We start from the raw sequence: 20,772 nt of genomic DNA on the forward strand, positions 1-20,772 counted from the left end.
TATGTTCCCCTTTTCGTACTAATATAGACTTCGAGCTAACTCTAATTTCTTTTGGGATTTTACCACGCAGGTTGTAGGATGTCAAAATCTCAAAAGACATTTGACCTAGAGTTAACTAGAGGGATTAAGATAGTTTTGCAAGAGAAAAGGAAGAATGACAATCTTAGGAGGTTTTATGATGATAACTGCTAAAGCACGAGCTGTTGACGGTCCGGACCAATCATTCCGGGCGGCTGAGATTAAACGACGCGATCTGGATTTGCACGATGTTCTGATCGAGATTAAATATGCCGGTATTTGCCACTCTGACATCCATACTGCTCACGGCGAATGGGGTCCCGTAAACTATCCGCTCGTACCTGGACATGAGATTGCAGGAATTGTCACCGATGTAGGAGCCGAAGTTTCAAAGTACAAAGTTGGTGACCGAGTAGGGGTGGGGTGCATGGTTGATTCCTGTGGCGAATGTGAGAACTGCCGCCAAGGAGAAGAGCAGTACTGTCTCAAAGGAAATGTTCCTACCTACGCGGGTGTCGATAAGTACGGCGAACCTACACAAGGTGGGTACTCCACTCACATCGTCGTAACCGAAGAGTTCATCGTTCGTATTCCGGACAACATCGAGCTGGATGTCGCTGCCCCTCTACTATGTGCAGGTATTACAACATACTCGCCGCTAAATCATTGGGGAGCGGGACCAGGTAAAAAAGTAGCGGTTGTAGGTCTGGGTGGACTGGGTCATATGGCTGTCAAAATTGCACATGCCATGGGCGCAGAAGTAACTGTTCTATCACAATCATTGAAGAAAAAAGAGGATGGTTTGCAATTCGGGGCAGATCATTACTATGCCACAAGTGAACCTGATACGTTCGCAAAACTCGCCGGGTCTTTTGATCTGATTATTAACACGGTAAGTGCAAATATCGACATCAATACTTATTTCTCACTGCTCACACTGGATGGCACGCTGGTAAATGTGGGTGCTCCTGGAGAGCCGTTGGCAGTGAACGTGATGTCCCTTATCGGTCACCGTCGCTCATTTGCAGGTTCAATGATCGGGGGCATCCGTGAGACTCAGGAAATGCTTGATTTCTGTGCAGAACATAGTATCGTTCCTATGATCGAAGTCATTTCAGCTGACCAAATTGACGAGGCATACCAACGTGTATTAGCTTCAGATGTGAAGTACAGATTCGTGATTGACACTAGCACAATTTAAATTGTTTTATAATAGATTGTATGGGCCTTTACCATTTGAACTGCAACTATAAAAACAGAAAATCCAATCGCTCATAACATTGCGATTGGATTTTCTGTTGTATTAATGATACGACGAATTTATCAAAATATCGTGAAACATTACCTTTAACCCACTTGAACCGTTGGGCGAATAATCATTTCATTAATCGCTACATCCGATGGTTGCTCAATTGCAAATGCGATGGCACGTGCGATGTGATCTGCATCAATAGCGGATTTGTAGAACTCATCTAGGCCTGCTTTGGACTCAGGATCACTTGTCGTTTCCAGTAACTCGCTGCTGACAGCGCCTGGAGAAATATTGGTGACTCTGATATTTGTGCCGCTCATGGCTTCTTCCTGGCGCAAGCCTTCGGAGATGGCTGTAACGGCATGTTTCGTTCCACAGTATACAGTTCCACCCGGATAAATGTTATGTCCGGCAACAGAGGAAAGGTTCAAAATATGACCTGATTTCTGTTCTCTCATGGACGGAAGAACTGCTGCAATAGCATAGAGGACACCCTTAATGTTTACATCAATCATATTGTCCCATTCATCAACTTTTTTCTTGAAAAGAAAGGCTTGAGGCATGATGCCTGCATTGTTGATTAGAACATCAATTTTTTCAAATTCGCTTAGTGCATATTCAGCCAAATCTTCCATTTGAGTATGCGAAGTCACATCTGTTGGTTTGATAATAGCGTGACCACCATTGTTCTGAATTTCTCTTTGCAATTGTACTAAACGTTCTTCCCGGCGAGCTGCCAATACCAGCTTGGCTCCTTTCGAAGCAAGAACTTTCGCGGTAGCTTCTCCAATCCCACTGGATGCTCCCGTAAGAATTACAACTTTACCCGCAATATTAGACATATTCAATTTCATTCCTTTCATTTAGATACAGATTCCTTCGCCTTAGAGCGCGTTGTACCACTCATCATTCACAGGCTCTAACCATTCCGTTTGTCCTGGTGTCATAGCCAGATGCACAAACCAGCTTTCGGCTGTTGCCCCATGCCAGTGCTTAACGTTCGGAGCAATATTTACAACATCTCCGGTTTTAAGTAATTGTGCAGGTTTACCCTCTTCCTGGTACCAGCCTTCACCACCTGTAACAAGTAACACTTGACCTACAGCGTGTGAATGCCAATTATTGCGTGCTCCTGGCGCGAAAGTGACATTTCCAATGCTAGTGTTTAGTGGAGTTTCATCTGTAAAGACCATCTCCAGATACGCGTCTCCAATAAAATTGGCTTCTACTTTTTTTCCCAGCGGGAAGATGGTGCTATTACTCAAATGTTCGTTTGTCATAATGGTTCCCTACTTTCTATTTTATTTAAAAATATCTTTTGCAATATTGAACGCAGACCATGCCTTAGGCCAGCCCACATAGAAGGAAAGGTGAGTAATCATTTCGGACACTTCATTACGAGTTACTCCATTTTCCTTTGCTTTATGAAGGTGTGGGGTTAATTGTTCGAAATTTCCACCGGCAATAAGTGCAGAGACTGTTATCATACTGCGATCATGACTAGATAATTCTTCTACTCGTGACCATACCTCGCCAAATAGAATATCGTCATTCAACTCTGCAAATTTGGGGGCGAAGTCACCCAATATATCTCGTCCAGCAGTTTGTTTTTTTTCCATAGCTATGTGATCCTCCATTCGTTGTACATTTAAGAATTATTTAGAATTTCCTTCTACTCGATAAGTCATCCACAATCCGTTATGTTCCATTTGTTCGACTCTTATCAATTCAAAATGAACGGGGAAGGTTTCTTTGAAACTCGAACCATTCTCAAAGATGGTCAAAGCTGGAGAGCTTGCCTCTGCAAAAGGAACGAATACGAGACTCAGCTCATCGATCAAACCTTCGTTCAGGAAAGAACCGTTTAAGACACCGCCGCCTTCAAGCAGTAATCGATCGATGGAAAACAATGCTTTCAATTTTTTTACAACCGTCACAACGTTCAGCTCTTTCGTTCCACCAAAGATATAAGAGATGCCCAATTCTTGCAGATATGCGAGATAAGCATCGGGAACTTCTTCAGTCAGGACTTCAATGATGTGATCCGTTGTTCTGTTGCCATTCTCTTCGGATATATAATTGTGGTTCCAAGCCAATTTGCCGTGTGGATCTATAGCGACGGCATAAGTTTCAACGTCTTTCTGCGCAATATAGTCCGTTCGAGGAATGGGGGACTGCTTGTCTTGATTGGATGGAGGAATATATTCATGTGCAAAATGCTCTTGCATCGTGATTCGTCCGCACATCCAAGCATTACACTCGTAGCGGTCATGGATACGTTCATACTCATGAATGAAGTAGGCTGACCGATCATCTTCCAGAAAATCCCCGATAATTTTGCCATCCAACGAACTAAGCATATGACAAATCGTATAGGGTCTGTCCATCGTAGCATCTCCTTTCAACATGAATGGATTGCATGGGATAAAGTGAATGGCATCCATTACTGTAGTAACACTGATGTGTAATTTAAATTTACATTTATACAATAATGAACATCTATCTATTATTATATAAGGGAGAATTGTATAATCAATTGTTAGATTCATTGAATTTGTTCAGAAATAAACAAAGAAGTGGGTATTGTAAATAAACGTCAAGATAGTATGACAAAAAAACGCTTTGGGAGTTGATTTCCCAAAAGCGTCCTAAGTTTATTTCTATTTAAATACCAATGGTCACCCTTTGACTGCACCTGCAGTAAGTCCGCTAACGATATATTTCTGTCCAAACAAGTAGAGGATAAACACAGGAAGTGAAGTCAGTACAAGATTTGCAAAAATCAAATTCCAATCGCGGCTGTATTTGCCGTAAAAATTATAGATCGAAAGCGGCATAGTCCACGTTGAACTATTCGTAAGGAAGTACACCGGAATCGTAATATCATTCCATACCGACATAAACACCATGATCGCTACCGTTGCGTTAACGGGCAGAATGAGCGGTGTAACAATACGGAAAAACACGCCGAATACGCTGGCACCTTCCAGAAACGCGACCTCGTCCAGCGCTTTTGGAATGGTTTTGATAAATCCGCTGTACAAAAATACGCTAAAAGCGGTATTAAGCGCAGCATAAATCAGGATGACACTTGATATGCTGCCGTAAAACCCCAATCCCTGTACGACCCGAATCGTCGTAATGATCGACATCGGCGCAATCAGTCCCATGAAAAAATACATATATAATGTGTTTGAAAGTTTTGTGTCCCGACGTGCCAGAATGAAGGATGCTGCTGAGGAAGCCACAATGTTGATAATGGACGAGATCCCTGTAATCCAGATGCTGTTCAGGAATGCTCGGGTCAGACCGCCTTCTTCAAATACTCGGACATAGTTTGAAAACTGCCATTTATCCGGCAAACTCAAGGAGAAGCTGAGTACTTCAGCGCTCGTTTTAAACGAACCTAATATTAGAATCACCAGAGGCAACAGAATGAGCAGAGAGGCGAGGAGCAGAAATCCTTCAACAACATAGTTGCGAATAGCGAGTTTGCGTGTATATCCCATGTTATTCCGTAACCTCCTTGCGCCGCATGAAAATCAATAGCGGTATAGCAATAATCGTGACCGCCACAAACAGAAGTGTGTTGACTGCGGTACCAAGTCCCCAGTTTCCTTCGCCGAAGGAGCGGAGAATAATTGTTCCCACAACTTGTGAAGCGTTGCCTGGACCTCCGCCAGTCATGACATACACTTCCGAGAATACTTTAAGCCCACCAATCAGCGTCAACATCAGATTGATATTGATGGCTGGCAGCAAAAGGGGCAGTGTAATTTTGAAAAAACTTTTCCAGGAGCTTGCTCCATCAATCGTAGCGGCTTCATAGTATTCTTGAGAAATGGATTGTAAACCAGCCAGATAGATGGCCATTTGGAATCCGGCGCTTTGCCAGATGGATACTATGGCAATCGTCCAGATGACAAGGGAAGGATTGGTCAACCAAGCCTGGCTCAACGAATGTAATCCGACTGCTTCCAATACACGATTGATTGTACCTTCTGTACGCAGCATTGGTGTGAACAAGATGCTGATGACCAGAATGCTCAGTATGGAAGGGGAGTAGAAAATTGCGCGCAGCAGGTTCTTCGTTTTTAATCTCATATTTAGGGCCACGGCTAATAGCAGACCAATAATATTTTTGCCAGCAACCGTAACAACGGCAAAAATTGCCGTATTTTTAAGCGCCAAAATAAGCGTTTTGTCTGAGAAAATTTTCTCGAAATTGTCCCATCCGATAACTTTTCGATCAATTCGATCCAGACGCCAATCCGTAAAGGAGTAGTAGAAAGCAGCAATTGCTGGAATAACAAAAAAGATAGAGTAGATGAGTAGTGCCGGAAATACCATGTAATACGAATATAAATTTTTAGCCCTTTTCATGTCTCACACTCCGTTATGGCTAGGCAGCACATCATTCAGGAATGACATGCTGCCCTGTATTTCATTTCTTAGAAACCGGAAACGCCTTTATCCTGCATCAGTTGACTGAACTTCTCATCCCAGGATTTCAGAACTTCCTCCGGAGTCAAACCGCCAGCGAATTGATCCTGTAACAGTCTGTATAGCTCACTTCGATCTACCAGCATGTAAGCATCCGTGGTCAACACAGTTTTCTTGGGCAGGATGTAATTGTCGACGATATCCTGTTTATAAGCAGGTAACTCCGGTGTAGTAACGTCGCTAAAATTGGATACATAGCCCTTGGAATCGACGATCTGTTGCGCAATTTCCTTGGAGGCGATAAAGTCCAGGAACTGTTTGGCTTCATCCAAATGCTTAGCCTTTTTCGGAATGAACAGCTGTCCTCCAAGCGGACTTGCACCCAGTTTGGCATCATCGGAAGACGGAATTGGGAATACGCCGAGTTCCATGCTTGGATCCTGTTCTGCTACGCCTTCGATTAACCAATCTCCCATAAACATCATGGCGACTTCCTTGTTCAGGAATTTGCCAACCGCCATGTCATAGCTGTCGCTCAGCACATCCGTATTGGTATACCCCTTGGTGTAGACTTCGTATTGCTGCTGCAAAAATGTTTTGAACTCGGGAATATCGGACCATTTTCTTTTGTTGCTGTTGAGTTCATCAAAAAAAGACGGATCATTTTTGGCTACAAAATCGGCAAATGCTGCCGCTGGCCAAATGTTCGCAGCCCATGCATCTTTATAGGGCATGAATACAGGGGTGATGCCGCCAGCTTTAATTTTTTCACAGATCGCCAAAAATTGTTCGTAACTTGTAGGGATGGACAGACCAAGGTCAGCAAAAATCTGTTTGTTGTACACGACGCCTTGCATGCCCGTATCTTGACTGACATGGAAGCTGTAGATATGACCGGCAGCGGAAAGTACATCTTTGTTTACAATTCTGCTGGCCCAGGACTCGTTATCCAGAATTTCGAAATTGCGCTCAAGATTCAAATCCGTAACCGCACTGGCCAAATTGTATTGAATGATGTCGGGCGTTTCGTCTACAGCCAGCTTGGTTTGCAGTACGGTCGTTGTTTGCTCAGCCGGAATGAGCTGCAGATTAACAGAAATATGGGTCTGTTTTTCAAATTCATCGAGAATATCCTGCTGGATAAAGGCAGAATCCTGTGAACTCTTCGAAATGGCCAATTCCAGTGTGACCTTGCTGTTCTTATTTCCACTGCTTGCAGACGTATCAGAATCAGTGCCACCTGATCCGCAAGCGGTCAGTGAGATGGACAACAAGCTCGCCAGTACAATGGATGCTGCTTTTTTTCTTTTATGCATGTTCAACGTAAATCCCCCTCTGAAACATGTAATGAATCCGTTTACAAATTCAATTATAAAATCCACTTCTTCTCCGGTACATGTCTGTGCTTGAATATTTATGTGTAAAATCCTGAACTTGAAATCGCTATCATTTCATTCGAACCCATGCTACATTAAGACATGATCCAGACGAGTTTCACAGCATGACAGGACAGGAGGCTTCCCGAAGCATGGGTAAATTTATACATAGAGCCACACAATTCAGCTTGCAGACAAAAGTATTATTGACATTTCTCGCCCTTCTTTTGTTCGTGCTGGGCTGCTTTATCGTTTATGTGAACCTTGTCGTTATCCGCCCGCTTACACAAAAGACAGAGGAGGATATACTGGTCACTGCCACAAAGGTACGAGAACAGGTTGACCTATACGTAGAGCAGCAAAACCAGATGTCCCAGCGCATATTGTCCAATAAGGACATCTTCGCAACGATGGACAAGAGCTCTTCAGCACCAAGCAATTATGAAAGACTGAAGCAGATTCGGAAACTAAAAGATATCATGTTTCAGGCTATTGGCCCCAGCATGAACATCAAGGACATGTCCATTTATGATAAACAAGGTGTGCTGCTCACATCGTATCTGGGTTCAGGGCATCCTCCAACAATGTTAAGTGCCTTAACGGAAAAAAGTAGAAGTGGACGAGAGTGGACAGGGAACGGTTTTATTCTGCTTCGAGATGCAGACACGATCTCCTTTGTCCGTACGGTCAACGATCAGAATGGCAAGCTATACGGATATCTTAGTATTCAAATGGATCAAGCTTACATTCAAAACCTTACGGAAGGAATTACTGCAGGAGATGTATTCATTTTGAACAAGCAAGGTGAGCAAATGACTGGCTTGGAAATGAGAAAGAACGAATTGGAGTGGAAAGAACCCTTATCCGACGAAGGACTGGCAGTTGATGAACAAAATAATTACGTTACGCATTCTACATCTCACCAGACGGGTTGGATTACTTTTATAATAACGCCGAAAGATTCGGTATTAGGCTCGATCCGTTCCGTACAAAGCATGTCCATTTTGCTGATTACAGCCTTAATGCTCATTTCTTTCGTGTACATTTTCTTCTCCACACGCAACCTGTTGCTTCCCATTCGTAAGCTTCGCAGCCAGATTTGGCGCATCAACTACAGCAATATGAAGCTAAAAGTTGATGAACGACCTAAAAATAACGACCTGCTGCTGTTGAATGAAGCTTTTCAGGACTTGATGGAACGTTTACAGCAATCCATTGATCGTGAGAAGAAGGCGTTACATGAAGAAGTCACTGCGCGGAATTCCGCATTACAAGCTCAGATCGCTCCCCATTTCCTTCATAACGTCCTTTATTTGATCAGTATTGCTGCTCAAGAGGGGAGAACCCAGGTCGTGTCCGATATGTGTAAACATCTGTCAGACAGTTTACGTTATATTGTTTCATCTCCTTATGCATATGTGACGATGACGGATGAGCTTGAGCATACAAGACATTACTTGTCGTTGGTACAACAAAAGTATGAAGAAGATTTGGAGTGGAACATCGATGCTGATGAACTGACGAGTGAAATCCGGCTGCCGCGGCTGGTCATTCAGCCTTTTGTTGAAAACTGTATTGAGCACGCTTTCTTTAATACCACACCTCCCTGGCGTATCCAAATTACCGTGAAGCAGTATAACGGATTATGGGCATTGGAGATCAAAGATAACGGAGAGGGCTTCCAGCCACACAAAATAGAAGAGATTTTGTCCAATATACAGAAGTCCGGCTCCGGAATGAATCAAACCCCTGATCGTCAGACAGCTCTTGGCAACATGGGGATCGTCAATAGCGTGAATCGACTTAAACTGATGTATAGCAATCGGCTTTTATTTAACATCTACAACAATCATTCAGACAAGGAAAAAGGAGCAACCATTCAAATCATCGGATCGATGACGAGGGATTTTTACTGAGCACAGGAGGGATAGACTATGTACAATATCATGATCGTTGAGGATAGCAAACCTATATTGCGCAATATTAAAATGCTGTTGGATAAGCTCGATTTTCCCATTCATGTGGCAGTTACGGCCACAAATGGGGAAGAGGCGTTAGAAGCACTTCAGAAGCAGTCTATCGATCTCCTGTTGACAGACATACGGATGCCCAAGATGGATGGCTTATCACTAATTGAGCAGGCGAAGCTTGCCCAGCCTGAGTTGAGGGTCATTCTAATTAGCGGGTATAGCGATTTTGAATATACACGAAAAGCATTGAATTTGCAGGTGTTCGACTATTTGCTGAAGCCCGTCGAGCCTGAGGCGCTGGAGGAAGTCATGGGCAGAGTTATTAAACAGCTTGAACAATCGAGGTCTAGGTACTTCCATGAGCTGCAGGAGATCGTTGATCCCCATAGTTATGCTGAACTTAAGCCAGGAGACCATGCTGCTTTTTTGGCCCAAATGATGATCATTCTGCGCAGGCAGCCCTTCACCTCGGAACGGGAACGATGGGGACAAAAGACGTTACAGGCTTCTTTAGAAGATTTTTTTGCTCCTCGTCCATGTAAAGTGTTTCTAAGTCAAACTCCGCAGCAATTCATCGTTTTTGTAAACAGGGGGATTCTTGATTTGTATTCTTCTGTACATGAGTGTCTCGAATCGTTGCGGCGTCATTTAGATGTACAAGGTATGGACACTACAATCGCGGGGCAGCTGCTATGGTCTCAAGATGCAAATCTGTCCGAGCTTTATCATCAAATATCGTCCATCTTATCGATTCACCAGCGATTGAACAATGGATTGGTGCTGGATAGCGGAAATCCGGTTTCCATAACAAGAACTGAAGCAGGTTGTCTGGATTCCACACTGGAGTTGGCTTTTGTCCACATGATACAAGCTCGTCAGAAGGAGCAGTTTGCCCTTAAGCTGTCCGAGTTGATGAATCGATGGACGGAGGATAACGTACATGTGAAAGAATTGGAACGATTTATCAATTTAGTAGTGGATACATTCGCACATTTGGTTGAAGAGCAAGGGGCGGGAATTAGGCTTGGTCTGGAGCTTAGAGCAAAAAAACTGTTCGATGAAGAAACATATGGTGATTTCTGCCGTGAATTAACGGAATGGATTGGACAATGTTTTGATATGCTTCAATCCCATGGTCGGAAAAGCAGAGAAGATCTGTTTATGCAAATGGATGAGTACATCAAACGGAACAAGTACACCCAAATATCCATCAATGACATTGCAATGAAGTTTCACGTCAGCCCCTCCTACGTTAGCAGAGTCATTAAAAAAGTAACGCAAGTCACATTTGTTCAGTATTATACAAAGCTTAGAATCAAGGAAGCATGCAGACTAATGGAATGTCAACCGGATATGAAGTTTAAGGAGTTATCAGATCTGTTATCGTTCAGTGATCAGCATTATTTCTCCAAGGTGTTTAAGGAATATACAGGACTTAGTCCGACAGAATATAAAGAAATACTGCTTAAATAGACTGACCGAGGAAAACTTATTAAACATTCCGAAAACGTTTGCTACGTATTATAATCTGCCTGGTCTCATTATTTTATGTTGCAAACTATACAAATTTGGAGTAGATTAAAAATATAATAAATGTTGTATTTGCAACAAAAAACTGAACTGTTTTTAAATTAAGTAATTGATTCATAGAAGGAGAGATACATCAGAATGACAGTGGAAATAAGAGCATGCAGTCACGAGGATTTACTAAAACTACAAGAAATAAGTATAGAAACATTCAACGATACATTCAAAGATCAGAATTCCCTTGACAATATGAGGGCCTATCTCGAAAGAGCATTTAACGCTAAACAGTTGGAAGCCGAGTTATCTAATAGCTGTTCAGGCATCTTTTTCGTCTACTACAATGATGAACTTGCCGGATATCTAAAAGTGAACAGAGATGGCGCCCAATCCGAACAAATGAGTGATGTTTCACTCGAAATTGAGAGGATTTATATCAGGAATAAATTCCAAAAGCACGGACTAGGTAAATATCTGCTAAATAAAGCGATGGATACGGCACTGGAACACAAAAAGAAGGAAATCTGGCTCGGAGTATGGGAAAAGAATGACAATGCCATTGCTTTTTACAAGAAGATGGGATTTGTGCAAACGGGCTCACACTCTTTTTATATGGGGGACGAGGAACAAATCGATTTTATCATGGTCAAGACACTCTAGTAATCGTACCGATTCTAAAATCGGTACAGATTGTCGAAAAGTTGCTTTCTATTAGATATGGTCAATGCATGTGAATGGTCGTATATTAATACTATGTGGGTCATGTGTATGAACACAGATCCACTATGTGCATTGATAAACGATTCTACATAGAAGGACGGGGAAATATGGACTTTAAACCGCTTGCGTCATTTATTGACCGCATCACATCATGGAGAATTCCGTGGGCAGAAGTCCTTGTGATGCATCAAAATGATACCGTTTTCCGTTACCGGAATGGTTACGCCAATCTGGAGGAGCAAACGCCCATCGGTGATGGGGCGATCTTTAATCTCTACTCCATGACGAAAATTATGACCTGTGTGGCAGCACTTCAACTTGTAGAGAGAGGGCAAATGCTACTGAGCGATCCGGTATCTGATTATCTGCCGGAATATGCCGAGATGACGGTGAAGAAAACTTTATCGAGCGGCGAGGTCAGATTGGAAAAAGCGACAAAGGCGATTACAGTACGCGACTTGTTTACGATGACTGCCGGGTTCTCCTATGATGTTGGCTCGCCAAGTATTCAGGAAGCTGTGAAGAGCACCAACGGAATATTATCGACAAGAGACTTCGCGAAAGCGCTTGCCAAGGAACCGCTTCTGTTTGAGCCAGGTACGCATTGGAACTATAGCATGTGTCACGATGTGCTCGGAGCTTTGGTGGAGGTTGTGAGTGGCAGACGTTTTGGTAAATATCTGCAAGAAGAAATTATCGGACCGCTAGGTATGAACGATACGGCATTCGACCTGAACGAGGAACAGCAGACTCGCCTGATTCCGCAGTATGCTTACAATGATGAGCTTGAAAAAGCCGTACGAATGGACGGAAACGGATTCCGGGTAGGCACGGATTTGGAGAGCGGCGGTGCCGGACTATTGTCCACCGTTAGCGACTATGCACTGTTTCTTAGTGCGCTGACGGGAAAAGGAACAAGTCCAAAAGGCGTTCGCATTCTGTCACAGGCTTCAATTGAGCTGATGCGCACAGACCATCTGAACGATCTGACCCGTGATGATTATTCCTGGGATCATATGGGCGGGTATGGTTATGGGCTGGGTGTACGTACACATATCTCCAAAGCGGGCAGCGGTTCGTTAAGCCCACTGGGTGAATTCGGATGGAGTGGTGCTGCCGGCTGCATGGCCATAATTGATCCAGACTCTGAACTTACGGTTATGTATGCGCAGCATCTGCTGAACAATCAGGAGCCTTATGTTCATCCCCGCTTGCGTAATGTTGTTTACTCCTGTTTGTAGTGCGAAAAGTTGAGACTTAAATACAAAAAAAGGTCGCTCATTAGCGACCTTTTCTTGTATTTAGAGAGTACGGTCTTGTACCAAATCTTAGGTGGGGAGTCCCCATTCGTTTGGAAAGAAAAATATTATTTTGTTGAGATTACTCTATTGACCATATAAATACCGATGGATACAAAGAGCAATGCAATTAGGTTTTTGAATTCCAAAATCGTTTCTCCCAAAAACAACGCCGATAGCAATGCACCAAATACAGGGATAAGGAAGTTATACACAGATACTTTTCCCACTTTGTTGTATTTCAGAAGTAGATTCCACAAGCAAAATGCGGCTGATGAAAGCAAAACTAAGTAAATCAAGATACCCGTTGATTCAAGTGTAAAATGTGTAACCCGGCCGCCAAGCAGGAGTCCCAATATGGTGAGTGCCAGTCCGCCGACAAACAAGCTAACTCCGGTAATAACCAGGACGTCGATGGAGCCTGTTAAGTGCTTTGCATAGATGGCCGTAATGGAAAAAATAAGAGCCGCAATAATAACGAAACCTTCACCTGTGAGAGAGAAGGAGAATTCCAGCAGATTGGAGTGGAAATTTACAATAATTACACCAATAAATCCTAGCAAACAGCCGACTATTTTATTTTTGCTCAGTTTATCATTTTTATATAAAAAATGTGCTAGAACCACACTGAAAAAGGTCGTTGTCGCATTCATAATCGAACCTTTGACACCTGTCGTATTGGCTACACCCACATAAAAAAACATATACTGCAGACCCGTTTGGAACATGCCAAGCAATATTAAGCTTGAAAATTGTCGTCCAGACAGTTCAAATTTCCGTTTACTAATGACACGAAACAAGAATAGAAGCAGTAATCCTGCTAAAATAAATCGATAACCCGCAAATACAAATTTGGATGGAATATCTTCTGCCAAGATATCAAAAGCACTATATCCAAGCTTAATAAACGGGTAGGCACTCCCCCATAACAAGCAACATAAACTTGCAACTAGTGTCACAAATAAAGGATCACTAAACTTGTTCGGGTTCTCCAATGCTTTTATTTCATTCACTTTCAATCTTCTCCTCGCATGATATGTAAATGTGTACGGGCTGATCGCACCTCACTGACCATATCACAAACTGCGAGTAGCTGTAACAAAAAAATGAAAGTTCCGTTTCATAAACATACTTAGAGGCTATAATTAACGTCGAAAAAAATGATTGAGGGGATGAGTGCATGTTTAAATCTAAAGAGCTAATAGATAGCTTACTTGATAACTTTGATAATATAGAGATTACAAACATCATTGAAGAAAAGCATAATAGAGAATATGAAGGAATGATTATCTATATTGGAAATTATACATATCGAAGTCGACTCGCCAAATTAACTCCTAAGAAAAAAGGGTTTTTTGTTGTATTTTGGGAAAAAGACGAAAACAATCAAAATCAACCGTACTCCTTTTTCGAAAGTCCAGACAAACTAATAATCTCAATTATGAATGGAGATATGAAGGGACAGTTTGTTTTTCCAAAATCTAAATTACTCGAAAAAGGAATTTTATAAAACGAGGACACTAAAGGGAAGATGGCTATTAGAGTTTACCCCTCTTGGGAAAAAGAGTTAAATAAATCAGCTGCGCAAACACAAAAGTGGCAGCAAGAATATTTTATTGATTTATCTGATGGAATAGATGACCAAAAATTAATAGACTTATATTTTGGTCAGGTTTGAATGCTTAGATAATAACTGCCGTTCCGCTGACAGCGACCATGAGCATACCTTGACGAACAACTTCGTAGTTCAGTTCCACACCGATTACGGCATTGGCTCCCATCTGTGCGGCTTGCTCGGTCATTTCTTCAAAGGCAGCGTCTCTTGCTTCTCTTAGCTTGTTCTCATAGGTACGAGAACGGCCCCCTACAAGATCTCTAAATGAAGCGAGAAAGTCTCTCCCGACATTGGCAGCGATGATGACTTCACCTGTTGCAACGCCGATATACTGCCTGACCGGGGAACCTTCAACTATTGCTGTTGTTGTAATAATCAAATGTTTTCCTCCTAAAATAAAATAGATTTGTCGCGAATCAGGTTTTTCATTTCCTATGCTAACAGCGTTATTGAAACAGAGCCTAAACGAGTTGCTGAACAATCGTTTAAGTTTGCCTAAGCCGTTTAGGTTCTGTTAATGTCAGTATGCTACTATGAAATGGGTGAAAACGATGACCAATCAAACGGATATTAAAATCGCAATTGTCGACGACGAACCCTCGATTGTCACCATGCTGCAAATGGTGCTTCGCAGGGCAGGGTTCCATCAGCTTTACGATGCTTCCACCTGTGCGGAAGCTCTCGATATGGTACAGCGGGTTTCCCCGGATATCGTTCTGCTCGATATCACGCTCCCGGACGGGAGTGGTCTGGAGCTTTGTTCCAAGCTCCGTGAATATGGAAATCCGCATATTTTGTTTCTGACGGCTAAGGCATCCGATCTCGATGTGCTGAGGGGATTCGCCATGGGCGGGGACGATTATATCACCAAGCCCTTCAATCCTTTGGAGGTAGCTGCAAGAATTCAGGCGCGCATACGCCGTTTGGAGCCTGAAGCTCCAACTGTGAGTCAGGAGAAACGCTCTGAACCAGGGGTTTACCGATTCGGCCGCTTCACCGTGAATGAGGCGGAGGGGGAGTTAATCGTGGAGGGACAGCATGTCCCTTGTCCTGCACAGGTTTTCCATCTCCTGCTGCATTTCTGCAAGTTTCCGGGGATCGTATTTTCCAAAACACAGCTCTACGATCAGGTGTGGGGGATCGACGGACAGGGAGATGACTCGACAGTAATGGTACATATTCGGCGCATACGAGAGAAGATCGAGATCGATCCAGGAAATCCAAAGCTACTGCTGACCGTACGCGGGCTCGGCTACAAGCTGTCAAAGGAGTTTCAGGAGAAATGAAGATACAACAGCGCATGACATTTCACTTCACGTATCAATTGATCTTTTATGCCCTGATCATTTTGGCGATTACTCTCATTGCTTGCATTATATTCTTTCAAAACACGACCAATAGTGAGTTGCGCCGGAACTTTCCGGTGGGGGCCTTACAACTGATTGCTCAAGAAGCTTCTTTAAAAGACGAAACGATTCAAATCTCCCCCAAGTGGGATAAGCTTATTGAGGAAAAAGGAATGTGGATGCAGGTTGTAAATGCCGAAGGCGGGGTCATTTACGAAGTAAATACAAATTCGTATGATGGGCTGTCGCCATCGTACTCTATCGCCCAACTGCTCGATATTCAGGAGACACGGACACTTGGGACGTATGCTGTTCAAACTCATCTGAACTTTGCCTTTAATGTGCCGGTTCTGTATATCCTTGGCTACCAAAGTTCTGACCTTGATCAGCTCATGGCCTGGTTCGACGAATATGGGCAGCAAGGCATGGTATCTAGCGAAAAGCTTTCTTTTCTGGATCAGCGACTGCGTGAAACCGGCAGTTATCTCCAGGTAATCAATTCCACGGGTCATACCGAACAAGCCATCGGTGCTGGAACGTATTTGCAGAAGGGGTACCGTCCACTGGACATTCTGGCAATCCAGCAATCACCCAGCAACTATGATACGAATATTGTCGCCCATCGGGACCAGGGCAGTGGAATGACCTGGATCCTGTATACACCCAATCCAGCGGGAGGACCTTTGAAACATCCGGCGATGGATACGGCAACGCGCGGACTTATGTGGTTTGCAGGTCTAGCTCTTCTCTTGGCAGTACCCTTATCGGTCTGGCATGGCTACCGTTACGGTCAGCCGCTGATTCTGTTCGCAGGCTGGTTCGAACGTATGGGGCGTGGGCAGTACGATCAGGTACTTACCAACAAGGACAAACGCAAGATATTTCGCTCCAATGGCACAATGCGACACCGTTACAGGCTCTATAAGGAAGTCATTGAATCTTTCTATCAAATGGCTGATCAATTGGCCCGAACCGAGAAGGAGCGCGAGCGGCTGGAGAAAGATCAAAGAGAGTGGATGTCAGGAATTTCACATGATCTGCGTACGCCTCTGTCCACAATTCAAGGTTATGGATATATGCTGGAGAGTTTACCGGAACAATGGAGCCAAGAAGAGATGCGTACTATGGGGGCGACAATCCGGGAAAAAGGGGATTATATGCTTGAGCTGATCTCTGACTTTTCCATGATCCATCAGCTTAAGCAGGGCGATTCCATTATGGAGATTCGAAAAATCGATTTGGTTGAGCTGGTGCGCTGCTCCGTGCTGAAATATGTCAATGACGCTACGCTGTCTGAATACCAGTTTCACTATGTCGGGAAGGAGCATGCCTTGTGGGTACAGGCTGATGAAACCTGGCTGCTGCGGTTAATGGATAACTTGCTGTCCAATGCCGTGAAGCATAACCCGCCAGGCGTGAAGGTCACCGTCTCCATCGGCAGAATGAACAATAAGGCATGTATTCGCGTATTCGATAATGGCAAAGGGATGGACGAGGAAACGCTGCAGCATTTGTTCAATCGTTATTATCGGGGAACAAATACTGAGGAATCGACGGCTGGCTCTGGACTCGGAATGAGCATTGCCAAAACGATCGTGGAAGCACACGGCGGAGAAATTCATGTACAATCTAAAGTACGGCAAGGTACGAAAATTGAGATTTTTTTACCCTGTTGAACTGTTAACCATCTTTAAAAAAATGCATTACTGAAAAAAGCAGCCCAACCTCATTTGAGGGCAGGTTGCTTTTTTGTTGGCTTCTACAACTGTGATACATAACATGCTGCACGACAGAAATCTGGTTGATGAGAGCCATGCTTCTATAGAATTAATAGTATTTGAAATCAAAAAAGAACCTGGGCAATCATCCCAGGTTCTTCGATATTGTATATAAACAAACACAATGATATAATCAGATTACATTTCTTCGATTTACGAAGACATAAATATCTTATCTTATATTTAAATCTTATCATGGCGGTAAACTCTTTGTCAAATGTTTTTTTCTCAATTTATTGGTTAGGGGAGATACGGAATGAGTTCTTTGGTTATCGGATTTCAGGAATTGGAAAAATTGCAGCATGCGCTCGTTGGTGGAAAAGGATTAAATCTAGCGAAGTTATCAAAGGTGGAAGGAATTCACGTCCCCGAAGGATTTTGCGTTACAACCGTTGGATATCAAAAAGCCGTTGAACAAAATGAAACATATCATGCTTTGCTGGATCAATTAACCTTGTTGAAAGTAGAAGAACGAGAGCAAATTAATGAAATCAGTAGGAAGATCAGGGAACTCATTATGGGCGTAGACATTCCAGCCGATGTTGAAAAAGAAGTCGCTCATTATCTCTCCACATTTGGAGAGGGTCATGCGTATGCAGTGCGTTCCAGTGCGACCGCTGAAGATTTACCACATGCCTCATTTGCCGGTCAACAAGACACCTACTTAAATATCATTGGGAAAGAATCAATCATGCACCATATCAGCAAATGTTGGGCTTCTCTGTTTACGGATCGCGCGGTAATCTACCGTATGCAAAATGGATTTGACCATGGTCAGGTTTATTTGTCCGTTATCATTCAAAAGATGATATTCCCAAAGGTTTCAGGAATTTTATTTACGGCTGATCCGATCACATGCAACCGGAAACTGCTTTCCATCGACGCAAGTTTTGGACTTGGTGAGGCGCTGGTGTCCGGCTTGGTATCTGCTGATTGTTATAAAGTACGAGAAGGTGAAATTGTCGATAAGAGGATAGCCGTCAAAACGTTGGCTATTTATGGAAGCGAAGATGGTGGAACGTATACACATCAGATCGATCCCGTGCTGCAAAAGACGCAAACACTTACCGATCAACAAATTTTAGAACTGGCACGCATAGGAAGACAGATCGAAGCTCATTTTGGTTTCCCGCAAGATATCGAATGGTGTTTGGCGGATGATATGTTTTATATAGTCCAAAGTCGGCCAATCACAACGTTATACCCGATCCCTGAAGCGAGTGACCAGGAAAATCATGTGTACCTGTCTGTAGGTCATCAACAAATGATGACTGATCCCATGAAACCGCTGGGCTTATCTTTCTTTCTATTAACGACTCCGGCACCCATGCGTATAGCTGGTGGAAGATTGTTTGTTGATATTACGCCTAGGCTGGCTTCGCCTGTCATGAGAGAAAACTTCATAAATACCATGGGACAATCCGATCCGCTTCTTAAGGACGCACTTACAACTGTAATCGAGCGCGAAAATTTCATTAAATCGTTACCTATTGAACAGCCATCACCAACTCCACGTAATAACCATAAACAGAGCGTGTCTGATGGTTTTCAAGCACATATTGAAAATGAATCGACTATCGTCTCTGAGTTGATTAAGAGTAATCAAGCCTCAGTAGAAGAGCTAAAACGTAACATCCAAAACAAGTCTGGATTGGATTTGTTTGATTTTATCCTTGAAGATCTGCAAGAATTGAAGAGATTTCTATCTGACCCACGAAGTTCAAATGTATTTATGACTGCCATGAATGCTTCAGCATGGATCAATGAAAACATGAAAGAGTGGTTGGGTGAGAAAAATGCAGCAGATACGCTCTCTCAATCTGTACTGAACAATATCACCTCGGAAATGGGTCTGGCATTACTGGATGTTGCAGATGTGATTCGTCCGTATCCGGAAGTCATTGCATATTTACAGCATGTGAAAGAGGATGACTTTATGGATGAATTGCTTAAGGTTGAGGGAGGACAGGAAACAAGGGAAGCTATCCATGATTATCTGGACAAATACGGCATGCGATGTGCCGGAGAAATCGATCTGACCAGAACCCGTTGGATTGAAAAACCCATTACACTTGTGCCATTGATTCTGGGTAACATCAAAAACTTTGAGCCTAATGCAAGCAAACGGAAATTTGAGCAGGGACGACAGGAAGCGTTGAAGAAAGAACAGGAAATATTGAATCGATTGAAGCTATTGCCGGATGGTGATCAAAAAGCCAAGGAAACGAAACGAATGATTGACCTGGTTCGCAACTTCATCGGTTATCGGGAATATCCCAAATACGGCATGATCAATCGTTACTTTGTATATAAACAGGCTTTATTGAAAGAAGCTGAGCGACTTGCACAAGCGGGTATTATTGCCGAAAAAGAAGATATATACCTCCTCACTTTTGAAGAACTTCGTGAAGTTGTACGCACCAATAAAATGGATGAGATGATCATTACCCAACGGAAAGAAGATTATAAAATCTTTGAAAAGCTAACTCCACCTCGCGTGCTCACGTCTGATGGTGAGATCATTACAGGTCAGTATAACCGTGAAAATCTGCCAGCCGATGCTATTGTTGGTCTGCCTGTCTCTTCCGGGGTGATAGAGGGCCGTGCACGTGTCATCTTCAATATTGAAGAGGCTGATCTTGAAGATGGAGATATACTGGTGACTCCCTATACGGATCCGAGCTGGACACCATTATTTGTTTCTATAAAAGGCCTAGTTACCGAAGTGGGTGGACTGATGACACATGGAGCTGTGATTGCGCGTGAATATGGTTTGCCGGCTATTGTCGGAGTGGAGAAGGCAACTCAACGAATAAAAGATGGGCAGCGAATTCGGGTACATGGGACAGAAGGATATATCGAAATATTGTAAATGATTGATACACGAATTGAGAGTGTACAGCAATGATCGCGCATCAGACCTGATGTGCGATCGTTTTTTTTTCAAAGTCAACAACGGAAACGAATTGTACAAAAATCAATTACTAATCAAAGCACTTAATTCTGCCTGAAAAACCTTCTCATCATTTTGGTTAAACGTAGTGAGCCGCACCGTGACTATTCCACCACTACTCCTTCTTGGAGATAATTCAATCACTTCTGATAGAACACTAATTTCATCATCTGGAAACACAGGTTTGATAAACTTTATGTTATTCATACCGGTTCCTGCGACAACTTCTTCACCATATAAACCAAGTTCCACCCATAGCTTGAAAGACGTGCTCATCGTCTGCATACCCGAAGCAATGAGGCTGCCGAAGCGGCCTTTTTTGGCTTTTGCCTCATCTATATGCATATATTGAGGGTCATAAATTTTTGCAAAATCAATAATATCCTTCTTTGACAATTGAATAGACTCTGTTCTATAGGCCTCGCCTATAACATACTCGTTAAATTTCAATGATGTACACCTCCAATATCTACTCTAAA

At 43.0% G+C, this 20,772-nt stretch carries 18 protein-coding genes and 1 pseudogene; 9 read left to right on the plus strand and 10 right to left on the minus strand.

The window, feature by feature from the left end:
* Positions 1 to 178: 178 nt before the first annotated feature.
* Positions 179 to 1,219: an NAD(P)-dependent alcohol dehydrogenase gene (locus ACR1R9_RS08875; RefSeq protein ID WP_433923747.1), complete on the plus strand. Its 1,041-nt coding sequence runs from the start codon at positions 179 to 181 to the stop codon at positions 1,217 to 1,219.
* A gap of 146 nt (positions 1,220 to 1,365) precedes the next feature.
* Here ACR1R9_RS08875 and ACR1R9_RS08880 read toward each other — a convergent pair whose 3' ends face one another.
* The 7 genes from ACR1R9_RS08880 to ACR1R9_RS08910 form a co-directional block, all read right to left on the minus strand.
* Positions 1,366 to 2,112 carry an SDR family oxidoreductase gene (locus tag ACR1R9_RS08880; protein ID WP_433921306.1) on the minus strand — a complete coding sequence of 249 codons (747 nt, stop codon included), beginning with the start codon at positions 2,110 to 2,112 and terminating at the stop codon, positions 1,366 to 1,368.
* A gap of 42 nt (positions 2,113 to 2,154) precedes the next feature.
* Positions 2,155 to 2,550, minus strand: coding sequence for a cupin domain-containing protein (locus ACR1R9_RS08885; protein ID WP_076289191.1), 396 nt, complete (start codon positions 2,548 to 2,550; stop codon positions 2,155 to 2,157).
* A gap of 21 nt (positions 2,551 to 2,571) precedes the next feature.
* A complete protein-coding gene (locus ACR1R9_RS08890; RefSeq protein ID WP_099856187.1) occupies positions 2,572 to 2,889 on the minus strand; it encodes a carboxymuconolactone decarboxylase family protein in 318 nt (105 codons plus the stop codon).
* Between the two features lie 36 nt (positions 2,890 to 2,925).
* Positions 2,926 to 3,657, minus strand: coding sequence for a dihydrofolate reductase family protein (locus ACR1R9_RS08895; protein WP_433921305.1), 732 nt, complete (start codon positions 3,655 to 3,657; stop codon positions 2,926 to 2,928).
* A gap of 291 nt (positions 3,658 to 3,948) precedes the next feature.
* Positions 3,949 to 4,779 carry a carbohydrate ABC transporter permease gene (locus ACR1R9_RS08900; RefSeq protein ID WP_433921304.1) on the minus strand — a complete coding sequence of 277 codons (831 nt, stop codon included), beginning with the start codon at positions 4,777 to 4,779 and terminating at the stop codon, positions 3,949 to 3,951.
* A 1-nt stretch (position 4,780) separates the two neighbouring features.
* Positions 4,781 to 5,653, minus strand: coding sequence for a carbohydrate ABC transporter permease (locus tag ACR1R9_RS08905; RefSeq protein WP_433921303.1), 873 nt, complete (start codon positions 5,651 to 5,653; stop codon positions 4,781 to 4,783).
* A 68-nt stretch (positions 5,654 to 5,721) separates the two neighbouring features.
* Positions 5,722 to 7,029, minus strand: a complete 1,308-nt coding sequence (locus tag ACR1R9_RS08910; RefSeq protein WP_076289359.1) for an ABC transporter substrate-binding protein — start codon at positions 7,027 to 7,029, stop codon at positions 5,722 to 5,724.
* Positions 7,030 to 7,241: 212 nt separating this feature from the next.
* Here ACR1R9_RS08910 and ACR1R9_RS08915 point away from each other — a divergent pair, with 212 nt between their 5' ends.
* The 4 genes from ACR1R9_RS08915 to ACR1R9_RS08930 all read left to right on the plus strand — a co-directional run bounded on the left by ACR1R9_RS08915 (position 7,242) and on the right by ACR1R9_RS08930 (position 12,544).
* A complete protein-coding gene (locus ACR1R9_RS08915; RefSeq protein ID WP_433921302.1) occupies positions 7,242 to 9,005 on the plus strand; it encodes a cache domain-containing sensor histidine kinase in 1,764 nt (587 codons plus the stop codon).
* 18 nt (positions 9,006 to 9,023) lie between these two features.
* Positions 9,024 to 10,532 (plus strand): response regulator transcription factor, encoded by a 1,509-nt coding sequence (locus ACR1R9_RS08920; RefSeq protein ID WP_433921301.1) that lies wholly within the window; start codon positions 9,024 to 9,026, stop codon positions 10,530 to 10,532.
* A gap of 195 nt (positions 10,533 to 10,727) precedes the next feature.
* Positions 10,728 to 11,243, plus strand: coding sequence for a GNAT family N-acetyltransferase (locus tag ACR1R9_RS08925; protein ID WP_433921300.1), 516 nt, complete (start codon positions 10,728 to 10,730; stop codon positions 11,241 to 11,243).
* Between the two features lie 167 nt (positions 11,244 to 11,410).
* On the plus strand, positions 11,411 to 12,544 hold the full coding sequence (locus ACR1R9_RS08930) for a serine hydrolase domain-containing protein (protein WP_326067597.1): 1,134 nt from the start codon (positions 11,411 to 11,413) through the stop codon (positions 12,542 to 12,544).
* Positions 12,545 to 12,669: 125 nt separating this feature from the next.
* On the opposite strand, the gene ACR1R9_RS08935 is transcribed toward ACR1R9_RS08930, so the two are convergent.
* Positions 12,670 to 13,614: a DMT family transporter gene (locus ACR1R9_RS08935; RefSeq protein WP_218642255.1), complete on the minus strand. Its 945-nt coding sequence runs from the start codon at positions 13,612 to 13,614 to the stop codon at positions 12,670 to 12,672.
* Positions 13,615 to 13,781: 167 nt separating this feature from the next.
* Between ACR1R9_RS08935 and ACR1R9_RS08940 the strand changes: the two are divergent.
* Positions 13,782 to 14,279 (plus strand): annotated as a pseudogene (locus ACR1R9_RS08940) (MepB family protein).
* A 4-nt stretch (positions 14,280 to 14,283) separates the two neighbouring features.
* Here ACR1R9_RS08940 and ACR1R9_RS08945 read toward each other — a convergent pair.
* Positions 14,284 to 14,595 (minus strand): YbjQ family protein, encoded by a 312-nt coding sequence (locus ACR1R9_RS08945; protein ID WP_433921299.1) that lies wholly within the window; start codon positions 14,593 to 14,595, stop codon positions 14,284 to 14,286.
* A gap of 172 nt (positions 14,596 to 14,767) precedes the next feature.
* Here ACR1R9_RS08945 and ACR1R9_RS08950 point away from each other — a divergent pair, with 172 nt between their 5' ends.
* The 3 genes from ACR1R9_RS08950 (at position 14,768) to ppsA (ending at position 20,212) form a co-directional block, all read left to right on the plus strand.
* A complete protein-coding gene (locus tag ACR1R9_RS08950; RefSeq protein ID WP_433956430.1) occupies positions 14,768 to 15,502 on the plus strand; it encodes a response regulator transcription factor in 735 nt (244 codons plus the stop codon).
* Positions 15,499 to 17,238 carry a sensor histidine kinase gene (locus tag ACR1R9_RS08955; RefSeq protein ID WP_433921297.1) on the plus strand — a complete coding sequence of 580 codons (1,740 nt, stop codon included), beginning with the start codon at positions 15,499 to 15,501 and terminating at the stop codon, positions 17,236 to 17,238. The genes ACR1R9_RS08950 and ACR1R9_RS08955 overlap by 4 nt, the downstream gene beginning before the upstream one ends.
* A 358-nt stretch (positions 17,239 to 17,596) precedes the next feature.
* The gene (gene ppsA / locus ACR1R9_RS08960) at positions 17,597 to 20,212 is read left to right on the plus strand and encodes a phosphoenolpyruvate synthase (RefSeq protein ID WP_433921296.1); all 2,616 of its coding nucleotides are present in this window, start codon (positions 17,597 to 17,599) and stop codon (positions 20,210 to 20,212) included.
* Positions 20,213 to 20,317: 105 nt separating this feature from the next.
* Here ppsA and ACR1R9_RS08965 read toward each other — a convergent pair whose 3' ends face one another.
* A complete protein-coding gene (locus tag ACR1R9_RS08965) occupies positions 20,318 to 20,743 on the minus strand; it encodes a MaoC family dehydratase (RefSeq protein ID WP_076289205.1) in 426 nt (141 codons plus the stop codon).
* Positions 20,744 to 20,772: the final 29 nt, after the last annotated feature.

Source organism: Paenibacillus taichungensis (assembly GCF_050994985.1).
Taxonomy (GTDB): domain Bacteria; phylum Bacillota; class Bacilli; order Paenibacillales; family Paenibacillaceae; genus Paenibacillus; species Paenibacillus taichungensis.